Source organism: Paenibacillus sp. J22R232 (genome assembly GCF_056269165.1).
In genome coordinates this window covers 1061070-1083883 of the sequence record NZ_JBWDNK010000002.1, presented here as the reverse complement: position 1 = coordinate 1083883, position 22814 = coordinate 1061070, and the positions used below count along the sequence as shown (strand labels likewise).

General features: G+C 42.5%; 14 protein-coding genes. 1 reads left to right on the top strand and 13 read right to left on the bottom strand.

Annotated elements, in window-relative coordinates; genetic code table 11:
* Positions 1-9: 9 nt before the first annotated feature.
* From AC0YN3_RS10920 to AC0YN3_RS10890, 7 genes are all read right to left on the bottom strand, one after another.
* Positions 10-4380, bottom strand: a complete 4371-nt coding sequence (locus tag AC0YN3_RS10920) for a helix-turn-helix transcriptional regulator (protein WP_475775074.1) — start codon at positions 4378-4380, stop codon at positions 10-12.
* A 634-nt stretch (positions 4381-5014) separates the two neighbouring features.
* On the bottom strand, positions 5015-6088 hold the full coding sequence (locus AC0YN3_RS10915) for a Ger(x)C family spore germination protein (RefSeq protein WP_475775073.1): 1074 nt from the start codon (positions 6086-6088) through the stop codon (positions 5015-5017).
* Positions 6060-7151 (bottom strand): GerAB/ArcD/ProY family transporter, encoded by a 1092-nt coding sequence (locus AC0YN3_RS10910; protein WP_475775072.1) that lies wholly within the window; start codon positions 7149-7151, stop codon positions 6060-6062. The genes AC0YN3_RS10915 and AC0YN3_RS10910 overlap by 29 nt, the downstream gene beginning before the upstream one ends.
* Positions 7144-8448: a spore germination protein gene (locus AC0YN3_RS10905; RefSeq protein WP_475775071.1), complete on the bottom strand. Its 1305-nt coding sequence runs from the start codon at positions 8446-8448 to the stop codon at positions 7144-7146. Before AC0YN3_RS10905 ends, AC0YN3_RS10910 begins: the two co-directional genes overlap by 8 nt.
* 289 nt (positions 8449-8737) lie before the next feature.
* On the bottom strand, positions 8738-9889 hold the full coding sequence (locus AC0YN3_RS10900; RefSeq protein ID WP_475775070.1) for an alpha/beta fold hydrolase: 1152 nt from the start codon (positions 9887-9889) through the stop codon (positions 8738-8740).
* 356 nt (positions 9890-10245) lie between these two features.
* Positions 10246-11442: an oxalate decarboxylase family bicupin gene (locus tag AC0YN3_RS10895; RefSeq protein ID WP_475775069.1), complete on the bottom strand. Its 1197-nt coding sequence runs from the start codon at positions 11440-11442 to the stop codon at positions 10246-10248.
* 337 nt (positions 11443-11779) lie between these two features.
* Entirely contained in the window at positions 11780-12394 is a 615-nt protein-coding gene (locus AC0YN3_RS10890) for a TetR/AcrR family transcriptional regulator (RefSeq protein ID WP_475775068.1), read from the bottom strand.
* Positions 12395-12644: 250 nt separating this feature from the next.
* On the opposite strand from AC0YN3_RS10890, the gene AC0YN3_RS10885 reads away from it, so the two are divergent.
* Positions 12645-13757 carry an NADH:flavin oxidoreductase gene (locus AC0YN3_RS10885; protein ID WP_475775067.1) on the top strand — a complete coding sequence of 371 codons (1113 nt, stop codon included), beginning with the start codon at positions 12645-12647 and terminating at the stop codon, positions 13755-13757.
* Positions 13758-14006: 249 nt separating this feature from the next.
* Here AC0YN3_RS10885 and AC0YN3_RS10880 read toward each other — a convergent pair whose 3' ends face one another.
* The 6 genes from AC0YN3_RS10880 to AC0YN3_RS10855 form a co-directional block, all read right to left on the bottom strand.
* Complete coding sequence (locus tag AC0YN3_RS10880) at positions 14007-15740, bottom strand: CocE/NonD family hydrolase (RefSeq protein WP_475775066.1); 1734 nt, start codon at positions 15738-15740, stop codon at positions 14007-14009.
* A gap of 2 nt (positions 15741-15742) precedes the next feature.
* A complete protein-coding gene (locus tag AC0YN3_RS10875) occupies positions 15743-17329 on the bottom strand; it encodes a response regulator transcription factor (protein WP_475775065.1) in 1587 nt (528 codons plus the stop codon).
* A complete protein-coding gene (locus AC0YN3_RS10870; RefSeq protein WP_475775064.1) occupies positions 17322-19094 on the bottom strand; it encodes a sensor histidine kinase in 1773 nt (590 codons plus the stop codon). Before AC0YN3_RS10870 ends, AC0YN3_RS10875 begins: the two co-directional genes overlap by 8 nt.
* Before the next feature lie 125 nt (positions 19095-19219).
* Complete coding sequence (locus AC0YN3_RS10865; RefSeq protein WP_475775063.1) at positions 19220-20785, bottom strand: extracellular solute-binding protein; 1566 nt, start codon at positions 20783-20785, stop codon at positions 19220-19222.
* A gap of 96 nt (positions 20786-20881) precedes the next feature.
* Positions 20882-21775 (bottom strand): carbohydrate ABC transporter permease, encoded by an 894-nt coding sequence (locus tag AC0YN3_RS10860; protein ID WP_475775062.1) that lies wholly within the window; start codon positions 21773-21775, stop codon positions 20882-20884.
* Positions 21776-21785: 10 nt separating this feature from the next.
* Positions 21786-22718 (bottom strand): ABC transporter permease, encoded by a 933-nt coding sequence (locus AC0YN3_RS10855; RefSeq protein WP_475775061.1) that lies wholly within the window; start codon positions 22716-22718, stop codon positions 21786-21788.
* Positions 22719-22814: the final 96 nt, after the last annotated feature.

Genomic DNA, 22814 nt, shown 5'->3' with positions numbered 1-22814 from the left:
TCCATATGTTTAATCTACTAGTAGAAGTTCTCTTGCTCGCGCAATCGCTTGAGCACGACGCTTCACTCCTAATTTCCCGTATATACGAAAAAAATAACTTTTAACCGTTCCTTCTGTTAAGCCAAAGCGATGGGCGATCTCCTTATTGGACAATCCATCGATCAGCGCGTACAGGATCTCTGTTTCACGTTTCGTCAAATGCTCAGGCAGCTGTAATTGATCCTCGGTCGAAATAACTGCAAGTTGAAGCTCTACATCACTTGCTGCACTTACCTGCACCTTGGATTCCTCTAACGATTTTAAATATAACATCCGAGTGATCATCAGATCCAGCAAATCCCGTACATCCTTGGTAAACACTCCGGCGATGAGATTGTTTTCTAGATAAAGGAGGGATTGCAACGGTTTACCTGGAACAAGAATGGGCATACATAAAACAGATATCGTCTCGAATCGACGAATATAAGGATCTGCTGCAAAAGAGCTGAGCGAAGCATCTGCAAGCACAACCGATTCGCCCGTTTTAATCACATACCGAGCAATAGATTCTGCATAGACCATTGTGTCTACTGAAGCTCTCCCTTCACCTAACTGATCCGTAATAGAAAAGTTCTCTTTATCGCTGTTCAGTACATATCCTTTTTCTGCGCCAGAATACCTTAGCACCGTTTCAAGAAAACGATTTAATAACATTTGGCTGACATCCTTGCTAGACCATCCGGAAACTTGCTGTAAGAGCGTCCTCTCGTCCGTGATTACGGGCATCATTTCGCGCTTCGTTTCCATCGATTCCACTTCTTCCACAATCGTCCTGTATGCTTCTTGCGATACAAGGGATGCTGATCGAAGCTCAGGGTATGTCTCCCTCAGTTTCCTGACCTTGGCAACAGCCCCCCACTTTAAAAAGGCAGCGCAGGCATCCGCCATGAGCGTATCCGCTCCGATCGTACTGCCAGTTTCTTTAAAACAAATCGAGGCCCGCTCTAACGCGACAGCCTCCATTAACGAATGATTCTCCAGCCGCGCAGTATGAATTGCAGCCTCATATCCTTTTGTCGCAGCTGCTAGATTTCCATCTATTCGCATAAACTCAGCTCTGACGAGTAGATAAGCCGAAGACCTCTGTCCGAAATAACCGGTCCATTTCTTCATCGCATCCACTTGTTTGCTAAGCGCTCGACGAATATCTTCACGTTCCTCTTGCAGCGAATCTCCAAACATGGCCGCAAGCGTTAACGCGTGATAAATATGCTGCTTGCGAACTTGCATCCTTGTCTGCCTAAACGTGTTGAAACGGCCTTTCTCTACCCAGTCAAGCGCGTCACGATACCTGTTTTCCAAATAAGCGATTTCGATTTGGCAAGTACACATGTAATAGACCTCGTGATTCAGTGTCCCCTCTGAGCTCATGTTTTGTAATGGCAAATCAATTTCAGCGATTTCCCCGGACTCGTCTTGCAGTCTCGCCACATACCATCTTGCGATCCGAAATATATTGTGCGTCACTTCATCTACAAGCATCTGTGAGATTCTTTCGAAATCTGAAATACGAACAGACAACGCATGTAAATCACCAGTATGCGTAGTCGTACTTGTTAGCATAGCAATGCTCACATAAGTCAAATTGGCAGATTCCATCCCATAGCGTATCGCTTTCTCAAAATGCCGAACGCCTTCTTCCGGATTCTGTTGAAGCCTAGCAAGTCCCCTAATGTAGTTCAGTCGGCATTGCAAGTCATTGCTTTCAAATGAAGCAGAAAGAAGAATAGCCGTATCAATATAATAAAGCCCCGTATGGAACAGAGATATTTTATTTCTAAGAATAACCAAGCCATGTCCAGCGAGCAAATAAGTAAAAGCTTCGTTATTCCCGTGCTTCAGGCCAAAGCGAATGAATCTTGAAAATAATACGGCAGCCAATTCTAAGCTCATTGTAAATACTGACGTCGATATCGCCATAACGAGATCAGACAACGCTTTATAATGAGGATCACGATTTATAGGCAAGTGAGCAAGCTCTTTACGCTTACTGTGCAAGGCGACTTGCGCCAGCATTACTTCCTTGGCTATCTCTACTTTAGAAGGCTTCAGCGGCAGTCTCCAGCCGAATTCCTCAAGCGCCTGCCGACCGATATTTACGGCTATATCATCTCTTTTTAAATAACTATTCATGCCAATCCGTATCATGTGAATACGAGAGCGTTCGATCACGTCCGTCGTTCGCAGCATTAACCGGTTGAGCAGTGCTTCCGCAGCATCCGTACGGCCGCACATATATTCACATTCAGGCATCTCCAACATCAAGCGATAGGCAATGGATTGCGTACCTTTACCGTCATCCTGAACAAGGCGCATGCCACTATTTAGATAGTGCAGAGCAGCCGTAAACGCGGTCGCAGCTTTCGACTTCAGGCCTGCCTGAAGATTGTATTCTGCCAGTTCGGTTCTCTCCGCTTCATCCGTCATTTCGTCGATTCCCAAATTCAGATGATAAACCATATCGAAAATCATTTCATCCTTCTCGCTTGGTGAAATGGCACGCAGCACTCGTCCGATCTTCAGATGCAGGCCCGCTTTAGCCGATACAGGAATTAACTGATAAGCTGCCTGCTGTACCCTGTCGTGTAAAAAAGTATAATAACCGTTATCCGTTCCATTAGCGTCATACTCTTGATACAATAAACCTTCTGCTTCGACGGATTGTAGTAACATTCTTGTATGGAACACGTCGAGGCCGCTTACAAGCGCAATCATGGTAGGGAGAAAACGATGACCGATAGCCGCTGCAATAGTAAGCAGCTCAGTCGTTTCTGCCGGCAGCTTCCGTATACGATCATCGATTAAATGAAGTATGCCGGTATCTTCAGGCATCTGCGTTACTATGGCTGCTTCCCAAGCCCACATCGAGGCTTCCTCATCGAAATAGAGCTTTCGCTCCCTGTAATAGCTATCTAAAAGATGGTGTAAATACATGGGATTACCGCCCGTCCGATGGTAAAGCGACTCCGCAAGCAAGCGAACCCTAGACGTGTTTTCATTCAGGATTTGCGTTACAAACAGTCTAACATCAATATAGGACAGCGGGGATAACGCGATATGCTGGAACAACATCGGAGTTTCGTTTACTTTCAAAAAAAGGGAATGTTCCAACCAAACTGCTGCATCATGATGAAGCTCTCCACTGCCACTCTTTTCTGCCACTGTTTCCTCTCGGAAAGAACCTATCAGGTATAAACCATGCAGCAGTTTATCTTGTACAACGGTACGAAGCACTTCCAAAGTAGCTGAGTCCGCCCATTGGAGATCATCTAGAAATAGAACAAGCGGATGTGCCTTGTCTACAAATGCTTTTATGAAAATAGGAAGTAGGCGGCGGAATCGAATCGATGCTTCAGCAGGCGGAAGTACTTCTACGAAAGGAATTTCGCCAAATAGCGCTTTTGCCTCCGGCAGGAATGCCGCAATTACGCCCGCTCCCTGTCCTAATTTATTCGATAATCTAGTCTTCACCATATCCAATCTTTTTGGTGATTCGCCCAGTGTTTGCTTAATTAACCTTCGAAGTACCTGAAGAATTGGCGAAAACGGGATGTCGCGATTCATCAGTTCACATTTTCCGGCAACAAACTGACCGCCTTCGCTTGTAACGGGCACTTGAAATTGCCGGATGAGTGCCGTTTTACCGCTTCCCGCCTGGCCGCTAACGATCACGAACGCAGATTCGCCGGAACGAACCTTTTCGTAAGCTTTACGAAGCTGCTCTTCTTCCTCCTCACGACCAAAGAGTGTACGAGGTAGCCGAAACCGGCTTGCCTCATCTGCCTGGGCAATGTCAAATGATACGATACAACCTTCGTTTATTAATGAAGAAATACATCTTTTCAAATCCATTAGCACCCCATAAGCACTTTGATAACGCTCCTCTGGCGACTTCGACAGTAGCTTCATAATGATAGACCCAAGCGATTCAGGAAGCTCCGGACGCAGCTCTTTTAGCGGGGGTGGCACAATGGCTAGATGAGCGTGTATCCACTCCTCCGTACCCTCAGCTTGAAACGGTACTCTCCCTGCAAGCAATTCATAATAGATCATGCCCAGCACATATAAATCGCTGCGTTCGTCAGGTGAACGGTTAAGCCTTCCCGTTTGCTCCGGTGAGATATAGATGTAATCCGTTTCATGCTTTTCTTCAATTACGGCCAGATAGGTTTCCGAATCAATCACAATATGATCTGGATTTAATTTGCCTAGGACAGTCCCGCGCTTATGTGCCGAATGAGCCTGTTCCGTAATCGATATAGCAATATGTAAAAAGGTGAGAATTTCTAACGGAGTCCCTTTTAGCCATTCTTTTAGCTTAATCCCCTCTGTATGCGGCAACTTTCCCAATCCTCCATTGAACTTTCAAACTACTATAAAATGTATAAATCTATCGTTCATTTTATTTTAACACACTAGTGTTGCATAAATGATCTTGGAATTTTCAATGTTTTTTTGTTATTACTGTGTCTAGGCATAGAAAAAAACCTTTACAATGGATTGGCAGATAGTTCCTGTCCATCATCCACTAAAAAGGACCAATCGTATCGGTAAGGATACCTATTTTCTTCATTTGGCATATGGGTTTTGCCCATTATTACGAAATCGATCAAAAATTCCATGCCGAAAGTGGTCGAGACAAGTATTTCAAAAAGCTTATGACAATCGCTTCTGCAAGCTTTTCCTACAAGCTCAGCATTAAAACCGTGAAAGTCTACGTGAGGTTGGCTCTTATTAACAGTAACCATGGATTCCAACGAGAACTTGGATTTTGGTCGTGCTCCGTAGCTTAATTTTGTTGCACATATAACCAAGTCGATCCCAATCTACTTCAGTGTAATTTCGAGCGATTGGCTAGAAAGGTTTTCCCTTTACGTGGTGTTTGAACTTTTGGATTTAATTGATATCTAAATATACTAACTAAACAAGCTTGGAAGGTTTATGCAACACAAGTGACTAAGTTTTACATGTTAAATTATTCACTCTTCAAAAAGCCTTCATTCTGAATGATGACGTGAACATTAAAGTCAACCTTTAAATTAGGATAAAACCTCTCTCGCCAGTCAATCAACTCTGATCTTGGAATAATTTTTCTAAACCGCTGACCAAAAGAAAGAATATCAGCATCTTCCCTTTGTGCTTGAGCAAGGAGTCGAACAAATCGTTGAACAATCAGTGTCTTTAATTCTTTTTTTATTACTTCTACAGGTACATCACCTTTTTCTTCAAGAACACTAACTTTCAACGTCATTTGAGCAGTTATTTTTGGTTTTCCATTAACAATTTGACTATGTTGTCGAAGTGAGGTTTTATTAATTAAAACACTTGCATGTTCCATCACTTCAATTTTGCCTTGTCCGCTTTCTCCTTTGAACATGTTAAACAATAGCGTCTCATCAGAACTGATCTGACCAACCATCCTGCCCTTCTTTATGATGGCTGAACCGACATGATCAATAGTTGTTGTCTTACCTGGTTTGACAATGGGCAGGACCACATCATGAGTGTATGAATGTACGCTACGAAATACTTCCCAGATCCTCGATAGAGCGATTTGTGCGTTCCAACCGGCGTCTTTTTCAAAGAAATCAGTGAAATCACTTCCTCCGGGTTTAATTTTATTTTTAATTTGTTTGAAGTACTCTTCAAGTTGAATATCACTCAGTACAACCAAAGTTTTTGGTGAGATGTCCCTTACCTTCATAAAATACGCAAAAATATCTTCCATCCCTTGAGTAGCCATTTTTTTATCAATCAGTACAACTTTCAAATGCAGTAAATCAATCTGACTATCCATGTTCTCGCTCATCTGATCAACAGCTTGTGTAATCGTCTTTCCCGACTCCTTTATAATCTTTACTTCTATTCGATTTTCAACTGGGTCTGGAATTTGTAAATACACATTATAGTTATCCCCCCTTTTTGCAACCCCCATAACTACCGGTAGCGAACGATGGTTTATATCTTTACTATCCCAGCAGCCAGTTAAAGTAACCGTCGTACATGCCAAAACCGTCACTTTAATGATCAGAATTATTTTTTTCAACATGTACATCTCCCGAAGTGTAACGTCCAAGTATATAAACCGTGACAGACACTACAATCAATATATAAAAGCGGGACCAAGTGTTCCAAGCAAAGATATGTTGAATGTCCTCCCAGCTCGCTATGGACTGGCAGATGGAAAATAGGATACAAGAAACCACAATTACTAAGTAAACTCTAGGTAACTTTGGGATGAACTGGCTTGCAATACGTACAGTTTGCCAAATCAGTATTGCAATAAACATCATATTCATTGAAATAAGACTAAGCAGAAAAAACACCGCAACCCTTTCAAACATAAGCCAATTTATATGAATTATATCCATAGTCACAACAAATGGGAAAAACAACATCCTTGCTGTATCTTCTCCAAATGTAAGGATAGGTACATAGACGGAACTTAGAAGAAATGGCACCATACATAAAGCGGTTATTAATACGCTACGAATACTGTATCTATAATAAGGCTGCACAAATCCGAGAAACAGAAAACTTCCCGTATAAACAAAAAAACTCCGATAATAAGAATCATTCATTAAAAAAGATAACCGACCATCTATTAGAGGAAATAAATAATCCCAATCAACACTTTGAAACGAGGAAATACATATAAATAGCACCAAGGGTAAACCGATACAAGCAACAAGAACACTCGTTCCAAATATGGTCCTCAATCCGCTTGCTGCTAAAAAAGCAGGCACTACAAGTAGGATCAATATAATTGCCCACATTGGTGTATTAGAGAGAAAGACAATGGTCAGAATCTCTGCATACGCCCGGATGGCAACTGATGTTTGAATAATAAGGTAATAAAAGACCGGAATAAGAAAGATGGCAGCCGCAATCTTCCCCATTCTCATGTATAAACCCACCATATCCTCTCGCTGGCTGTAACTCATTCCTTTCATAAATAGCCATAGAAAAAAAAAGTAAACACCAAACCCCATTAGTATAGGTGACAAATAGCCACTAGATGTGCTCTCAATGATATCTCCTGGGTACAGGAAGAAAATAAGAGCTAGCTGAATCAGGATGTACATCAATATGACATGCAGTCCTCTAGTCATGTCCAACCTCATCCTTTGCAAATGGTAGTCGAACGTAGGAAATGCCATACGTATACTGACTGGCTAAAGCGCTAAATATGATAACCATTCCTGTGAAAATACCCATAACACCGAAAATTGCAGCCATAACTAAGGTTATGTACTTTAGGGATCGTAGTAAATATCCATTTTGGATACCGACAACAGTAAAATTCGCGATAGTCGTCGCAGCAATAATAATTATAAGTAAGTTACTAACCAACTTTGCTGACACAACGGCTTGACCGAGGATTATACCGCCGACCATTGTTATGGTTGGACCGACACTTCGAGGAAGTCTTATTGTGGCTTCAAGAATTAACTCAAGTAAAAATAGCATAATAAATGTTTCGAGCACTGCAGGATACGGAACACCTTCGCGGCTTAAAGCAACCGATAGCGCCAATTGAATCCGTAGTACTTCTGGATTGACGGCAACCAATGCAACATAGAGTGCGGGTAATACTATGGTCGCAAATGCACCAAAGATACGAATTAGTCGAATGGAAACCATGATAGGTCGAGGGAATTGACGGTCGCTGCCCAAAATGAATGCATCCCAAAGGTAGCATGGCAATATTAATGCTATTGGCATTCGATCAATGAACAAAACAACCTTTCCTTGTTCCAGTGCAATTGCCACTTCATCAGGCAACTCTGTTGTTTTAAATTTAGCGACGATAGACCATTTTGGGAATCCTAAAATTCGGGATACTTCTTGCAGCGATTGGATATTAATTGAACGATTTGAGCTTATCTGTTCTTCTATTTTCTGAACTAGTTTGCGATCAGAACACTCTTCCAGGTAAAGCATTGCTAAATGAGTTGTTTTTGTTGTCCCAACTTCACGGAATTTAACCCTTAATTGACTGGAATTGAATTGTTGACGCATGATGCCTAAGTTGGAACCCAGATCTTCAATAAAAGATGACATCGCTCCTTGAATGACACTTTCATTGTTTGGTGTCTGAATGGAACGATTTAATTGCTTCGTTACTGGTTCAATGAGTAAGCACTTTGATATTTTGGCATCATATAACGCAATTTTACCTAAAAGAATGGAAGCAACTACAGCCTCAGGGTTATCTTCCCAGTCTCCATTTATTCCAATCATTCCATCTTGATCTGTCTTCGTTTCAGTTGATAAAGCGGCTAGCGTCCGAGGAACATCAATGACTGTACTTAACCCAAATACAACAAGAGGAGTGCCTAAAAGGAAATCATTCTGCTGAAAGAAATCATCACTCTCACCTAGTTTCTTTCTTATAAAATCATACACGTAAGCTTTTCACTTTCCTTTCCTACCTTTTCTCTGTTATTCCTTCAGGTTTATATTTTCCCTTTGGTTAAAATTTCATACAGTGGAAAATCAACTACGAAGTTGATGATAAAAAAGTTTAACCCCTGTTTGTTCAAAAAGGTATGATGTATCAAGGTTCATTCCCTTGTTTCCTGCAAGTGGTCATGGAATTAGAAAAGCGAGATCATAAATGAATGAAAATGCCATTCATATAAGATCTCGCTTCTTGATTTCTGTCAAATGCATGCCTAGATTTTCGCTCCCAGGCTTACTCTAAAACAGTCGAATCACTTTTCGGCTTATCGTCAAGCCAACGCATGAAATCAGCGACATGCTGCGCCCAGAGCTCCGGTTGCGACATCGTCAAGTGCCCTCGTGATATCGAGGTTCCTGGCTGGACGACATACCGGCCATTCTTTACCTTAGGAACGAGACGTTCAAGAACGTGAAGTTCTTCTGGGTTGAACTCGTCATCAGAGAAATTGAGCGCAAACAATTTCGTTTTAATTAAATGAAGATCCGTTTCGGGATTGTAGTCGGCTGAAGATTCTAGGGAGTACAATATATCGTTGGCATCGATCTGCGCAGCTTGTTTGCGTGTTTCTTCCAGAAATTCATCAGTAGCTGCACCGTCAGGCAATTTCTCTTGAAGATGCAAGACACTGTCTATCATCATCCGCAACACGGCATAGCTCTGCAACCAACCGCGCGGCGGTTTCTTATAATTTCCACCTGCCCATTCCGGATCAGAGCGAATAGCATCAGTCACAATTTTCCGCCATAAGAGATTACGACCCGAAACTTTGATTGGAAACGATACTACCGGCATTACCCCATCCATAGCGTCAGGATAGGCTTCTGCCCACTGCCAAGCATTCATTCCCCCCATTGACATGCCTAAGATGGCATGGAGACGTTTAATTCCAAGGGTTTCTACGACTATCTTGTGTTGCAAGTCAACAATATCACCGTAACTGTATTTCGGAAAACTTGCTTTAAGACCGTCACTAGGCTTGCTCGATTGTCCATGTCCGACATTGTCAACGAATATTAAATAGTAACGTTGGGCATCGAGTGGCCTTCCAGGATCGTACAACGCCTTCATAAATTCCGGAGTAAGCAGAGCTCGGCTGTCGGCGCCTGTCCAATGAAGTACGAGAATTGCATTATCAATTTCGCCCTTGGCATTGTATTGCGGTGTTCCCAAAGTCGCATAATGAATGCGTAGACGTTCAAGAATCTCACCATTTCGAAATTTGTAATTTTCAAACCATGCATCATGCTGTACAACGGCAGTTCCAGCTTGTTTATCCATCGACGTGATTGGCAATGGTGCACCATTTACCTTCAAAGGTACGATGGAGAATAATAATGTGCAACAAAGTATGCCCAAGATATTTCTCGAGCGCAGATAAGACATAACGCTAACCTCCAAGTTACAACTGAGTATTTTAGTACACTATAATTCGCAGTGGCTGTCGATTCCTCTATATTACCCAATAGTAGAAGTTATATCCGAAATATCAGGATTACGTCTCTTAGGTTTGAAAATTCGACTCGATAATAATTTAATGGAGTGACGAATGAACAAACTGAATTGTTTTAGGTTAATATATCCATCCTAGTCCTAGTGCAGAAATTCCTCTGTCCGAATCAAAGAGGCTATATCGATTGCAACGACGAATGTAAAAGTAAAAGAATGAAAAGCGGAAATGCTAAAAAATAAAACCATTTTCAACTAGCCGATAGGCAGTTGAGAATGGTTTTAGCAATGCTTTATTTAGCAGGGTAGCCGTACCCCGGGTATTTAACGACCGGCCACTTTTCTTTTCGCAATGCGTCTAGCAGCTGATCACCGACATCCAAATTGCTTTGTACGAGCTCGCGTGGCGACAACGCCATCCATTGGTTTAACGATATATCAACGAAACGATCACTTTTGAACATTTCAAAAAACCATAACGATTGATCGCCGGTGTTCTGAATGTAGTGACCGTAGGCAAATGGGACATAGCCCACATCTCCCGCTCGATAATCAAAGGTCCGGGCAATTCCGTTCCCTGCAAAGACCGTCATTCGTCCTTGGCCGGACAAGTAGTACTGCCACTCATCATTGTTCGGATGCCAATGTAATTCCCTCATCCCGCCAGGTTCAACCTCCACCAAGGCTGCTGCAATTGTCTTCGATATTGGAAAGTTCGTTGAATCTACGATCCTTACGTTCCCGCCAGATGTACGAAGAGGCGTCTGCGCAAGCAGACTATGCTTGAAGCTAAGCGGAATGGTGCCATATGGAGAAGGCACCTGCTGACTCTCAAGCGATCCTGGAATTTGATCCTGGTATATGTACACCTGATCAGGAGGAATTTGCGAAAAAGCCTTCTCCGGTACGCCAAAATTTGCTGAAAGCACATCCTTTGGCGTATGAGCAAACCAATCCGAAATGGACAGGGTATTCAGGTCAGAGAAGTTCCCGTCATCAAATACGAGTAAAAACTCGCAACCCTTCTCCAAGCCTTGAATAGAATGAGGGATGCCTGGAGGGAAATACCATAAATCCCCTTCTTCAATATCCGCAATGAAGTTCCGGCCTAATTGGTCGACAGACGTAATTCTAGCGCTGCCAACAAGCATGTAAGCCCATTCAGCCTGTTGATGCCAATGTAATTCTCTCACACCGCCAGGAGTCAGACTCATATTAACTCCCGCGATCGTCGTCGAAATGGGGAAATCGCGGACGGTAACTTCTCGTGACCATCCTCCATTGTTAAGCTGCATATGCGTATCTGAGAATGAAAACCTCAGGTTAGGTAAAAGCCCCGAATCGGTAACAGGCGGAACGAACATGTTTGGATTTTCAATATCGCGCATAATGTCACGCGGACCTAGGTCAACGTTCCCTGCCCCATCACTCCGTCTGATCGGCTGTGGGATCTGCCCGAGCACAACCTGATCTCGCTCATCTTCTTCCATTTATGTCCTCCTTCACCCTTTAAATAAGACCAATTTTTCTTAATTGACTTTTACAACCTATGTTCGACATTAATGAAATATGCTATAGACCGTCGCTGTTCGGGCTATGAGTGGTATGGACATGCAACATCCTAAAACGTTCACATGTCATAATGAAAGAAGAGGTACGCGTACTGGAGACAAGAGGAATTTTAAAAAGAGGTTTTATTAATAATTATCTTGCAGTTCATTTCCAAGCTCCTCATACGATGTCGGATGAGGAGAGAGTAACGTTATTAATAACCTAGCTTTCTCAGTGCCTACCAAAAAAACCAACGCAGCACCACGCAGGCACCTATTAACGTAAGTCAAAGGTACTATTCTTTTCGATGGTATTGAACCAGTCAACTCCATTGAAAATGATGGGTAATATTCTTTGTGACAAGTCAGTGGGGGATTCTGTTCTTCCTTCGATATTCCATTGAAAGGTTATTCCATAAATTGACCAACTGAGCATGGTTGCTGTAAGTTCTAATGTTTTGCGGTCGATTTCATCAGATTTTCGCGATAAAAGTCCAAGAATAAATTTTTCTAATTGGAGCTTAATGTTTTTTTCATTGAATAGTGCAACGGATTCATATTTTTTAATGCAACGGTTAGTTGTCTCATGGTAATCGCATAGTGAAATAATGAGTTGTGCAATGGTTTCTTCAGTTAATATTGCGTCGGCTTCAACTCTTTTAAGTATATAATCTAAAAAAGTGCCCGACAAAAGAGCATCAAGCAGTGCATATTTATCTGGAAAGTGCGCATAAAACGTAGCTCGATTGATCGTCGCCATCTTTGTAATATCATTGATTTTAATGGCATTAAAGTCCATTTTATTCAAGTTCTCAATGAAAGCGTCTAATATGAGTTGACGTGTTCGAACAACACGTGGATCGTTTAAATTAGGAGTAAATACGCCAGTCATCTTCAAAAACACCCTTTCACCAAAAACTATTTATATCTCCATTATAACAGTTGTCTCTTTGTCAACAAACGACCGTTCCTCTATGTTCGCCAACATTTTTTAAATCTTTTCGTTTAAACAACAAAATGGAGATTTTGTCGGTTGATTGACTGACCTATCCTTGCTAATATTTCATTCATCCCCAGTTGCAGAGTTATCGTAATTCAAGACTTGGGTGTGTGTTTAAATAAAATCAGTGGAGGCTCCATTCATGAATAATCAGAAGCAAGAAGTCAATTCTACAGATCTTTTATTTCAGCCCTATTCTATTCCTCATTTAACTTTGCAGAGTCGTATTGTCATGGCCCCCATGTCTCGCGGTTTTTCACCAAATGGCGTACCAGGCCCAGATGTAGCCGGATATTATCGGCAACGCGCAGAAAATGGTGTAGGTCTCATTATTACTGAAGGCACTGTGATTGACCACCCCGCTGCGACAAGTGAGACAAATTTGCCTACCATCTATGGAGAAGATGCTTTACATGGTTGGACCGAAGTGGTCAGACAAGTTCATGATGCAGGTGGAAAAATATTTTCACAGCTTATGCATATGGGAATGGTACGACCACTGGAATCACAGTCAAATCCAGATGTACCCTCGATTGGCCCGTCTGGGCTTGATTTGGAAGGAAATCAAGTCACTGAGCCAATGACAGAAGATGAAATTGCTAGAGCTATACAAGCCTTTGCCAATGGAGCCGCCAATGCGAAACGAATCGGCTTTGATGGAGTGGAGATTCATGGTGCTCACGGTTATCTAATCGACCAGTTTATGTGGGAGAAAACCAATCAACGCACAGATCGTTACGGTGGTAGTAATATCAAACGCGCACAATTCGCTATGGATGTGATTGAGGCTGTCCGTGCTGCAGTTGGCCCTGATTATCCGATTGCATTCCGATTATCGCAATGGAAACTGAATCAATACCATGCAAAGCCGTTTGAGTCGCCGGAATTACTTGACCAATTGTTGGGTAGGCTGATTGAAGCAGGAGTAGATATATTCCATTGCTCCACGCGCCGCTTCTGGGAACCTGAGTTTGACGGATCCGAACTTAACCTTGCTGGATGGGTAAAGAAATTGTCAGGTAAAACGACGATTACGGTAGGATCAGTTGGCCTTGATAATGACTTTACTGAAGGTAAAGGAGCAGGTCAGAAAGATATTGATGATCTTCATAAACGGCTTAACAATAATGAATTTGATTTGGTCGCTGTTGGACGGGCGCTTATTGCAGATCCTGAATGGGCAGTGAAAATACAAGAAGGACGGATAGATGAGCTGCAACCATTTACTCTAAAAGCGCTCGGTACCCTCATTTAAATTGTTACTGATGAACTACACTTCGATAGTTCAGGCCAATAGCCGCTATCGAAGTGTGCTTTCATCACTGTTCAAGATTAAAAATTAATGTATTTCTATTAATGTGGTTTTGATATTTGGTAAACCTTTTTAATGATATAAATTATTTAAATCATTTATGTTCATGAATTAATTTCGGTTAATTGGCTTGATGCAATAGCGAATAACGTCTTGAGGACCCCATTCCATTCTTTTAACCTACGTCCCCTTCTATCGTGGTCGATTTACCGAAAATGATTCTATTGGCAACTCAATGAATGCATGCCAAGGTCCACCCCAGCGAACAGTCTGAACGGCTAACTGTGTTTCAGCATGTTGCGCCCAATCGCCAGGTATGTTCGCGTGGATAGTATAAGCTGGAAAGTTAGATGAAGAGACGTCCAGACGTAATCTTGATCCTTTTTGAAGCCGCCACGCTATCGGCCAGAGTGTTACTTCTGCTTGTACCGTGTCTCCTGGTTTATAGAAACCGGCATTGGGTATGCTGTTACGATAGGCTAAGCTCGTAATTCCGTCGGCAATATTGAAAGCTTCTCCAGAAGCAAACATCTCACTGATTTTCACCGTAAACGCTGTATCTTCTGCTGTGGATGCGACTGCGAGCATCACGCGTATCATCCCTGCAATCGGAAGATCCTGCTCCAGCGGTGCAGAGAGAAATGTAAGCACATCTTCCCGGTATCCGGGCGCTGACTGTTTGACGCTTGCTGCCTTCGGCAAATAGGGTGAGTTACCCCATACTGAAAGTAGTCCACTTCCACCTTCTGTTTCAACTGGATTCGTGGGATCATAAAGATAAAAGGTTTCTGACGCTTCCTTTGTAGGTTCTTTGGAAAGTTCTCCACTATAAAAATCTACTCCATCCACAGCTTTACCTGTTAGGTGGAAACAAATCTTTTCTCCTTGAGGTGGCCAAACGTTCCATTCCCGCCAGCGATTCTCTCCAATTACATATGCTCGAACCACGCCTTTTGAATCCGGATACGCCTCACCTTTCAGCATATGATTAAACCATTGTAAAGCCGCCTTCAATCCCCCATTTGGTCCATCAACCCAACCATCTGGATAATCCAAATCACCGTAAGGTTCCATTGCATGTGTCCATGGTCCGACGACAAATCGACTTTCCTTGCGAATTTCAGTACGCATGTGCGAGTATGACTCAAACATCGCGTCGATAGCGATATCGTACCAACCGCCTGTCAAACATACGGGGACGTTAATCTTTTGCGGTATCGTTGCCATTCGTCTCCAAGGTTCTTCCATCCATAACGGATCACTCGAGCCTGGATTTGCAAGGAATTTCCGATACCAATTCAACTCCTTATCCAAGTATGCCTTGTCCATTTCCGACTGAGGACGAAACCGGAAGGCATTATCATTGATTTCATTCAAATCTTGATTACTCCAGTCCTTACCCGAGTTTGAGATCGCCCAGCCAGTGAAAATATCTGGACGAAACATACCGTTCATATACATCGTTCGTTGCTGGTTGGTTCCAATGACTGAAATGTACATCGTCTTGACCTCAGGCGGCAATGCATCTGCTATCACCCACTGAGCAAAGCTCATGTAAGAAGGACCGTACAAACCTATATTTCCGTCCTGCCAAGTTTGATTGGTTATCCAATCTAAAGTATCGAGGCCGTCTTGCCGTTCGTGGATAAAAGGAACCCAGTTTCCTTCCGATGAGCCGCGACCCCGGCATTCTTGGTGAACGACTGCAAATCCATAACGTACGAAAACCATAAGTCCCGGATCTCTTACATCCCCGCTATCAACATATGGGTTACGCTGAATGATTACAGGCCATTTTCCTTCGCCACGGGGTAGCCACACATGCGTCATTAGACGGATACCATCGCTCATGGTGACAAACTCTTCACGCAGTTCTCCAATCTCATGCGTGAAGGGTAATTCGGCATACGGTACGTTCAAATCCATAACTATTTCTCCTTGTTTTCTCTATTTTCATTGATAAGGTCACGTCGCAACTGGCCTGGAGTAATGCCTAACAATTTTTTAAATGTTTTAAAAAAGTGATTTTCGTTTTCGAAACCGACGGTTAACGCGATCCTCTGAACAGGCATTAGTGGATTCGACAGCAATAATTCCTTCGCTTTTGAAATGCGAACTTGATGCACGTATTGCAGGAACGTTAAACCCGTTTCTTTTTTTAGTAGCGTGCTTACGTAACTGGGATGAAGCCGAACATGATCAGCCAGTTCACTCAAGGTAACCGAGCGATATCGATCCTCTACAAAAGCGATTATCGCAGAGACTGATTTCGTATATGGCCCCCCTGTTTGTAACGAGCGAAAGTATCGGTAATGAGCTGAAATCATCTTATTCACGTTCTCTAGTAGCTTGTGAACGCTGTTTACATCAGAGAATTCTTCGATTAATACCGATGACGGCTCCATAACCTCGTCGAACATGAGACCATTTTTCTCTAAGTAGACGTTCAAATACAAAGCAAAGTAGGTATATATCTTACGCAAGTAAGGAGAGTCATCTGTACGCTCACCAATAATTGAAATGATATCTTCTTCAATCGCGGCTAACGAGTCCTCTTCACCTAACGTCTCTAAATAGAACTCCAACTTTCGATAATACGATTCATCCAGATTTTGATCACGACTTTGGAAGAAGACAAAATCAATCTTAAGAAACAACACATTCAAAAATAACGATTTGAGCGCTTCGACGTACAATCGATGTAATGAAAGTTCAGAATGATTGGTAGTCATGGTCCGACTTACACCAAGGCGTAGTCGGAACAACTCCCTACTTGGAATCAGTGCACAACGTTCATATAGAATTGCGAGTTCTTCCTCGGAAATCGGCTCCTCCGTGCTGCCAAGTAATGCAAATTGTCCTTTCCTATACGCTGAAAAAAGATACATGTAACGAGCGCGATCACCAAAAACAGCTTGTACAGCTTCTAGCACGCCATTATAAGGCATTGCAGCCAGCATATCTTCCACAACACCTGAACTTGTAGATTTTTTATCAACCCTAAATTGAAACAACACTACGGAAATATGCGAATAAGGCAGCAGCTCAATCAGAGGAACCTGAACCTCATCTAAAGACATCGGGTTCAGCATTAACTCCCATAATTTCATACGATTGGCCTGGCTCGATTGCAAACGTTCCTCTAACACCTCATTTGATATACGCTGAAGTAGTTCATGGAAGTACGTCAGATTAACAGGTTTGGATACGTAATCAATAACACCTTGGCGAAGTGCAGTTCGGACATATTCAAATTCATCGTAACCAGTCAACACCACAAATTTACTACAGAGTTTCTTATCACGCATGCGCTTAATCATCTCTAGTCCGTTTAAAACCGGCATGTTAATATCAGTTATAACCAAATCAGGATGGCTTTGTGCCGCTTGTTCTAGTGCTTCATAAGCATTGGAAGCGCCACGAAGTTGAGTGATCAATCGGCTCTCCTTTCCAATTAGGTCGAGCAAGCCACGCAAAATAATCGTTTCATCATCAACGACCAGAACGTTAAGCATATGCCTCTCCCCCTTGTCTATTCTTCGGAAGTGCCAGAATGATATGAAGACCTTCCGGATCGCCGTTTATTATGGTCATTCGCGCATCTTGTCCATAGTAGGTCATAATTCGCTCGTGCACGTTGTACAAACCTACGCCACTTGTTTCTGTCCGTAGGTTGTCATAAACGAGTGTTTTATTGAGTACACCTTGTACGGTCGTGAGTCGGTCTGCTGTCATGCCTGGTCCGTCGTCACTTACTTCAAGATACAGATAACATTCGTCTTCCCAAACTTCCAGTTTAATCGTACCACCTCCGAGATGTTGCGATATCCCGTGCTTGATACTGTTTTCCAGAAGTGGTTGAAGAATAAATCGAGGACTTACGAACAACAAAGGGTTTACTCTAACGACCAACTCATAGTTCAAACGGTCTTCCAACCGAATACTTTGAATCACCATATAATGCTTCACATCTTCTAGTTCTTCAGAGAGTAGCGCCTCCGATTGGTTCTTCGACAAACTATAACGAAGCAATTGTCCAAGTGAGTAGGTCATCTCGACAACTTTATCCGTCTCATTCATCTGCGCGAGCATACGAATTGATTCTAGTGTGTTATACAAAAAATGTGGTTTGATCTGCGCCTGCAAAACGGAATAGGCTAATTCTTTTCGGCTTAGCTCAGAGCGGTGAACCGTACGAATCAACTCATCAACACGCCGAACCATACTGTTATAGGACAAGGTAAGCAGTCCAACTTCATCTCGTCCGTTGTCTTCTGGATATTCGCGTAGATACTGTCCGTCCTTTCGCATATGACGCGCAAGCTTCAAAATTCGTTGCGAAATGGATACGGCGATGACATAATAAACGACGCTGAGCAACAACAAAAGCGATATGAAGATGGTTCCTGGCACTAGCCAATTTGGTCCTGCATCAGCAAGAACATCCGACGTACGTTCGACGTTGTAAAAACTAAAGTTCAGTTGACCTACTTGCTTGGCGTTTAAAAGCAAACGATCTCCATCTGATTTTATAAATCCGTAGCCGTCACCGTGTTTGCTAAACAGCATTTCCACTGTGACTGGTGAAAACGTACTAGGCCCGCTTTGATAAGCAATCTCTCCTGAAGAATTGTCCAATAAATAAATGACTTCCTTAGTTGACGTTCTCATCAATTGCATAAACTGTGCCACCATCGTTGGTGATGCATGTACTTCCATAACCCCGATTTCACGGGCATAATTACTATAAATTTTTTGGTAATACGTAACGGTTGGGGCTGCTCCAAGACTGGAGGCTTCATTAGTGAGCCAAATTCCTTGAAACTGACGAAGTGGTCTAATTTGCTCCAAACGATCACCTAGTTTAGCAATGGCGGAAAATTCTGGTGCAAGTCCCCTTGAATTTTCGTCCATATAATAAAGGGTGATATCCGATATATCAGGGTTATTAACTTTAACATTGGCTAACAGTGGCCTGACATAGCGAAGAAATGAATAATATTTTTCTGAGGTAGTCACCAAAGAATCATTTAATAGTTCTACGATGTTCGAATCGTATTGCACGAGATTGTATACCGATTCGAGCTGCTTTAGGCGTACCTGGATACTGGCATGTAATTGCTCGATATTTTGCTGCTTATTACCGCCATAGGAACCAAGTAAATGCGCCATCGTCTGGTTGTAAAACAACACTCCGATTGAAATGGAAGGTATCAATATAATTAACACATAACCGAGTGCGATTTTTTGAATGATACCTATGGTGCTCCACGCTCTCACTGGTATTACCTTCTTTCACATTTTACTTGGTTCCATTGCAGTAATCGTGTGACAGTTAATTCGATCTCTTGTACGGCACCTAGCATATTAAGGAGACGAAATATCTCGCCTCCCCATCGTATCTATTATGGCTTAAGCTTAGTTAACACTTCCGCATATTTGGTGGTCATTGCTTCTTCCAGCTTAAGCATACCGATTTTCTCTGCTTTTTGGACGATTTCTTCATATGCTTTTACAGCCTCTTCCTCTGTAGCTGCAAGGAAAATTTTCGGTTGTTCCGTTTTGACCATCTCTGCCAATTTATCGTAGATAAGCTTTTCCTCGGATTCGCCTTTCGGAACAACTAAGCTAAGTTCTGGCTGAAATTTTGTCACTTTCTTAAGCGCCAGCAACGCATCCGTTGTCTGTGACCCTTTGATGAAACCTGTCAAACCATCTGTCACGTTATCCGTTCCGAAAATCCATGCATTTAATCCACGTTCGTTAATACTATTCTGATCCAACCTGTCGTACAAGAACTCTGGATAACCATCGGGATGCATCGTCCAATCTGGTCCTTCTACCCCCCAGCTAGGAATTCGTCGACCTTCCTCACTGAACATGAACTCTAAGAACTTAATCGCTTTCTCTGGATCTTTGTTACTTTTTGTAATATAAAGTCCCGCCCAGCCGTTGTTATCTACTACGTTGACTGCATTGTCAGAGAGTGGTTCTATCAATTGTGTAAAGCTATAGTCTTGGCCTGCTTGCTTGATGGCTGCGTTATCACTATCTGAGACACGTGCAAGTGCCATATGTGCAAAAGCTTTACCGGAGACTGCCATCTCAACGTCTTCGAGATTTTTATAAGCAAGCACTTCGGGTGACATTAGACCTTCTCGAAACAATTGGTTCATTAATTTGTAGAAAGGGAGTTGTTGTGGGTGTGTCAACCCGTATTTGATTTGACCATTGTCTTCATAAACTTCTGTACCGCCGACTTCAACCCCCATTTGCGTTCGGAAGTATTGTGTCGTCCAATAGGGGCTGGCGACCATCGGCACTAGGTCTGGATATTCTTGCTTCACTCTCCGTAAAACATCAAGTAACTCTGGTATGGTTCCTATAGATGGACTTCCCATTTCTTCCAAGATGTCTTTTCGTAAAGCTAGTCCTGGAGATCCTGGACTTAGCAGGGAGTTCGGATCGCTTGCATATTCCTCTGAAGTGGCAAATGCATTTTTGACAGCGTAAATGTGACCATCATCTTGTGTATTAAGCAATGTACGCATTGAATCGAACTTGAAATCTGGAGAATACTCTTTAATTAATTCATCGATCGGCAATGACACTTTAGGGTCAGCCAGTCTATCATGCATGCTCCCGCTGTAGATAAAATCAGGGAGATTACCTGAGGCGAGTAATACAGCTAACTGGTTGGCATCAGTCGCTTTCGTAATTTTAAATTTCACACCGGTTTTGGTCGTAATTTCTTCAGGAGCAGAACCTTCCCACTTATCAACTTGGATCCAACTTTCGTTAACAAATAAGGTAAACTCCTCTGGTTCGCTTCCTGACTCCGACTGGTTTCCTCCCGTTGGGCTTACAATTCCATTTCCGTTGCCATTTGAGCCCGTGCATGCTGTTAGAGCAAGAGTGAGCGTAATTACGATGGCTACCAAACGCCATCTGCGATTGCTTTTCAATTTCATTCTTCAGACCTCCCATTTGTGATAAACATATATGTCAAGTTAGAAGTACACATTGATAACTACCTACTACGGTAAGTCATCTATCGAATGTTCCAATTATCCTTTGACCGCGCCAAGCATAATACCTTTGACAAAATATTTTTGAAGAAAGGGATAAACCAACATAATTGGCAGTACGGCAATCGTCATCGCAGTCATCTGTAGGGAAGGCCCTGTTACCGTCGAAGCTGTCGATGCATACGCAGATGAACTTGAGTTGGCGTTCATAATACTTTTATTAATAATCTCCATCATGAGATAAGACATCGTCCGAAGTCGATCATCCTGAATAAAATACGCCGAGTCCAACCATGAATTCCAATGTCCAACACCCATGAATAATGCCATTGTCGCCAAAATCGGTTTGGATAAAGGCAGGATAATGCGATAAAACGTCTGAATTTCGTTCGATCCATCCAAATGCGCCGCTTCCTCAATTTCAACAGGTAGTTCACGAAAAAAGGAAACCGCCACTAGGACGAAGAATACGTTTAATGCACTTGGAATGATATAGACACCGAATGTGTTAAGAAGTCCTAGTTGCTTTAACACCACGTAATATGGAATGATCCCACCAGAAAAATACATACTGACAATTAATACGCCATAGTAAAACGGTTTCAACAACAACTTTCGATATGCGAGCCCGTAAGCAACAAGACAGGTGAACAGAACGGATAGCAACGTTCCGATGATCGTTCGGGCAATGCTGATCCCAAAACCGTTTAGCCAACGGGGTTCAGATAAGAAGTAGAAGAAGTTGTCTAACGTGAACTCACGAGGCCAAAGAAATATGCCGCCACGCATAGCATCCAACCCGTTGTTAAAGGAGAGAATCATGACATAATAGAATGGGTACAACGTCAGTAAACAAACAATCCCGAGTCCGATATAGTTTATCGTGTCAAGAATGATATCCTCAGCGGTTCTTCTTTTTAACAACGCACTCACCTCCTTGTCATCAAAACAAACTATTATTAGAAAAGCGTTTTGCTACGAAGTTACTGCCAAAGACGAGCACAACTGAAATTACACTCTGCACGAGGTCGATTGCAGCCGCATAGGCGTATCGAGCATTAACTAATCCCATCTTGAACGCATAGGTCTGAATGATTTCAGATTTGTCACTGTTCGCCGGATTGCCTAGTAGAAACGACTGCTCAAAGCTCGACCCCGATAGTCCCCCTCCCAATAAATTACCAAGTGCGAGGATGAGTACAACAACAATTGTACCTTGCATACCTGGCAGCGAAATATGCCATATACGCTGTAAACGACTCGCCCCGTCAATCTGTGCAGATTCATACAAAGAATGATCAATTCCAGCAATGGCCGCTAGGAAAATAATCGTCCACCATCCCGTATCTTTCCATACCGCAGTGATTACAGTTAGGCCCCAAAAATAGTCAGGGTCGACCATGAACTGTAGCGGTTCGTCTATCACATGAAGCATGATAAGTAGTTTGTTCACTAGTCCACCGTTGGCCGACAAAAACGTAAGTGCCATACCCGAAACAATAATCCATGAGATAAAGTGAGGGAAATAGCTGGCTGTTTGAACGAATCGTTTGAACAAACGGCTTCGGACTTCATTTAACATAATGGCCAAAAGAATCGGGAGCGGAAACGTAAAGACTAGCTTCAGAAGACTAATCGCGAGCGTATTTCGCACCAAATCGCCGAATCGATAATCACCAACAAATTCTTTGAAATACCCCAAGCCATTCCAAGGACTAGTGAAGATTCCGCCGATCCCCATCGTGATGTCATATTTCTTGAATGCCATAAGAATACCAAGCATTGGAAGATAAGAAAAAACGGCTAGAAAAACTAATCCTAAGATTACGAACAATTGGAACCACAGTTGCCTACGAAAGCGCTTTACAAATGTCATATTAAATTTTTCACCCCCTTGAGATAATCCTAGCTCAAACGTTAAGGGGATAAATACTGATCATTTCTTAAAACGGACTGATCATTTCAAAAATGT

Excerpts from the sequence above, each read along its gene's own strand:
- AC0YN3_RS10915 (WP_475775073.1), bottom strand. The coding sequence starts at position 6,088 with ATGTTGAAAAAAATAATTCTGATCATTAAAGTGACGGTTTTGGCATGT.
- AC0YN3_RS10910 (WP_475775072.1), bottom strand. The coding sequence starts at position 7,151 with ATGACTAGAGGACTGCATGTCATATTGATGTACATCCTGATTCAGCTA.
- AC0YN3_RS10900 (WP_475775070.1), bottom strand. The coding sequence starts at position 9,889 with ATGTCTTATCTGCGCTCGAGAAATATCTTGGGCATACTTTGTTGCACA.
- AC0YN3_RS10895 (WP_475775069.1), bottom strand. The coding sequence starts at position 11,442 with ATGGAAGAAGATGAGCGAGATCAGGTTGTGCTCGGGCAGATCCCACAG.
- AC0YN3_RS10890 (WP_475775068.1), bottom strand. The coding sequence starts at position 12,394 with ATGACTGGCGTATTTACTCCTAATTTAAACGATCCACGTGTTGTTCGA.
- AC0YN3_RS10885 (WP_475775067.1), top strand. The coding sequence starts at position 12,645 with ATGAATAATCAGAAGCAAGAAGTCAATTCTACAGATCTTTTATTTCAG.
- AC0YN3_RS10880 (WP_475775066.1), bottom strand. The coding sequence starts at position 15,740 with ATGGATTTGAACGTACCGTATGCCGAATTACCCTTCACGCATGAGATT.
- AC0YN3_RS10875 (WP_475775065.1), bottom strand. The coding sequence starts at position 17,329 with ATGCTTAACGTTCTGGTCGTTGATGATGAAACGATTATTTTGCGTGGC.
- AC0YN3_RS10865 (WP_475775063.1), bottom strand. The coding sequence starts at position 20,785 with ATGAAATTGAAAAGCAATCGCAGATGGCGTTTGGTAGCCATCGTAATT.
- AC0YN3_RS10855 (WP_475775061.1), bottom strand. The coding sequence starts at position 22,718 with ATGACATTTGTAAAGCGCTTTCGTAGGCAACTGTGGTTCCAATTGTTC.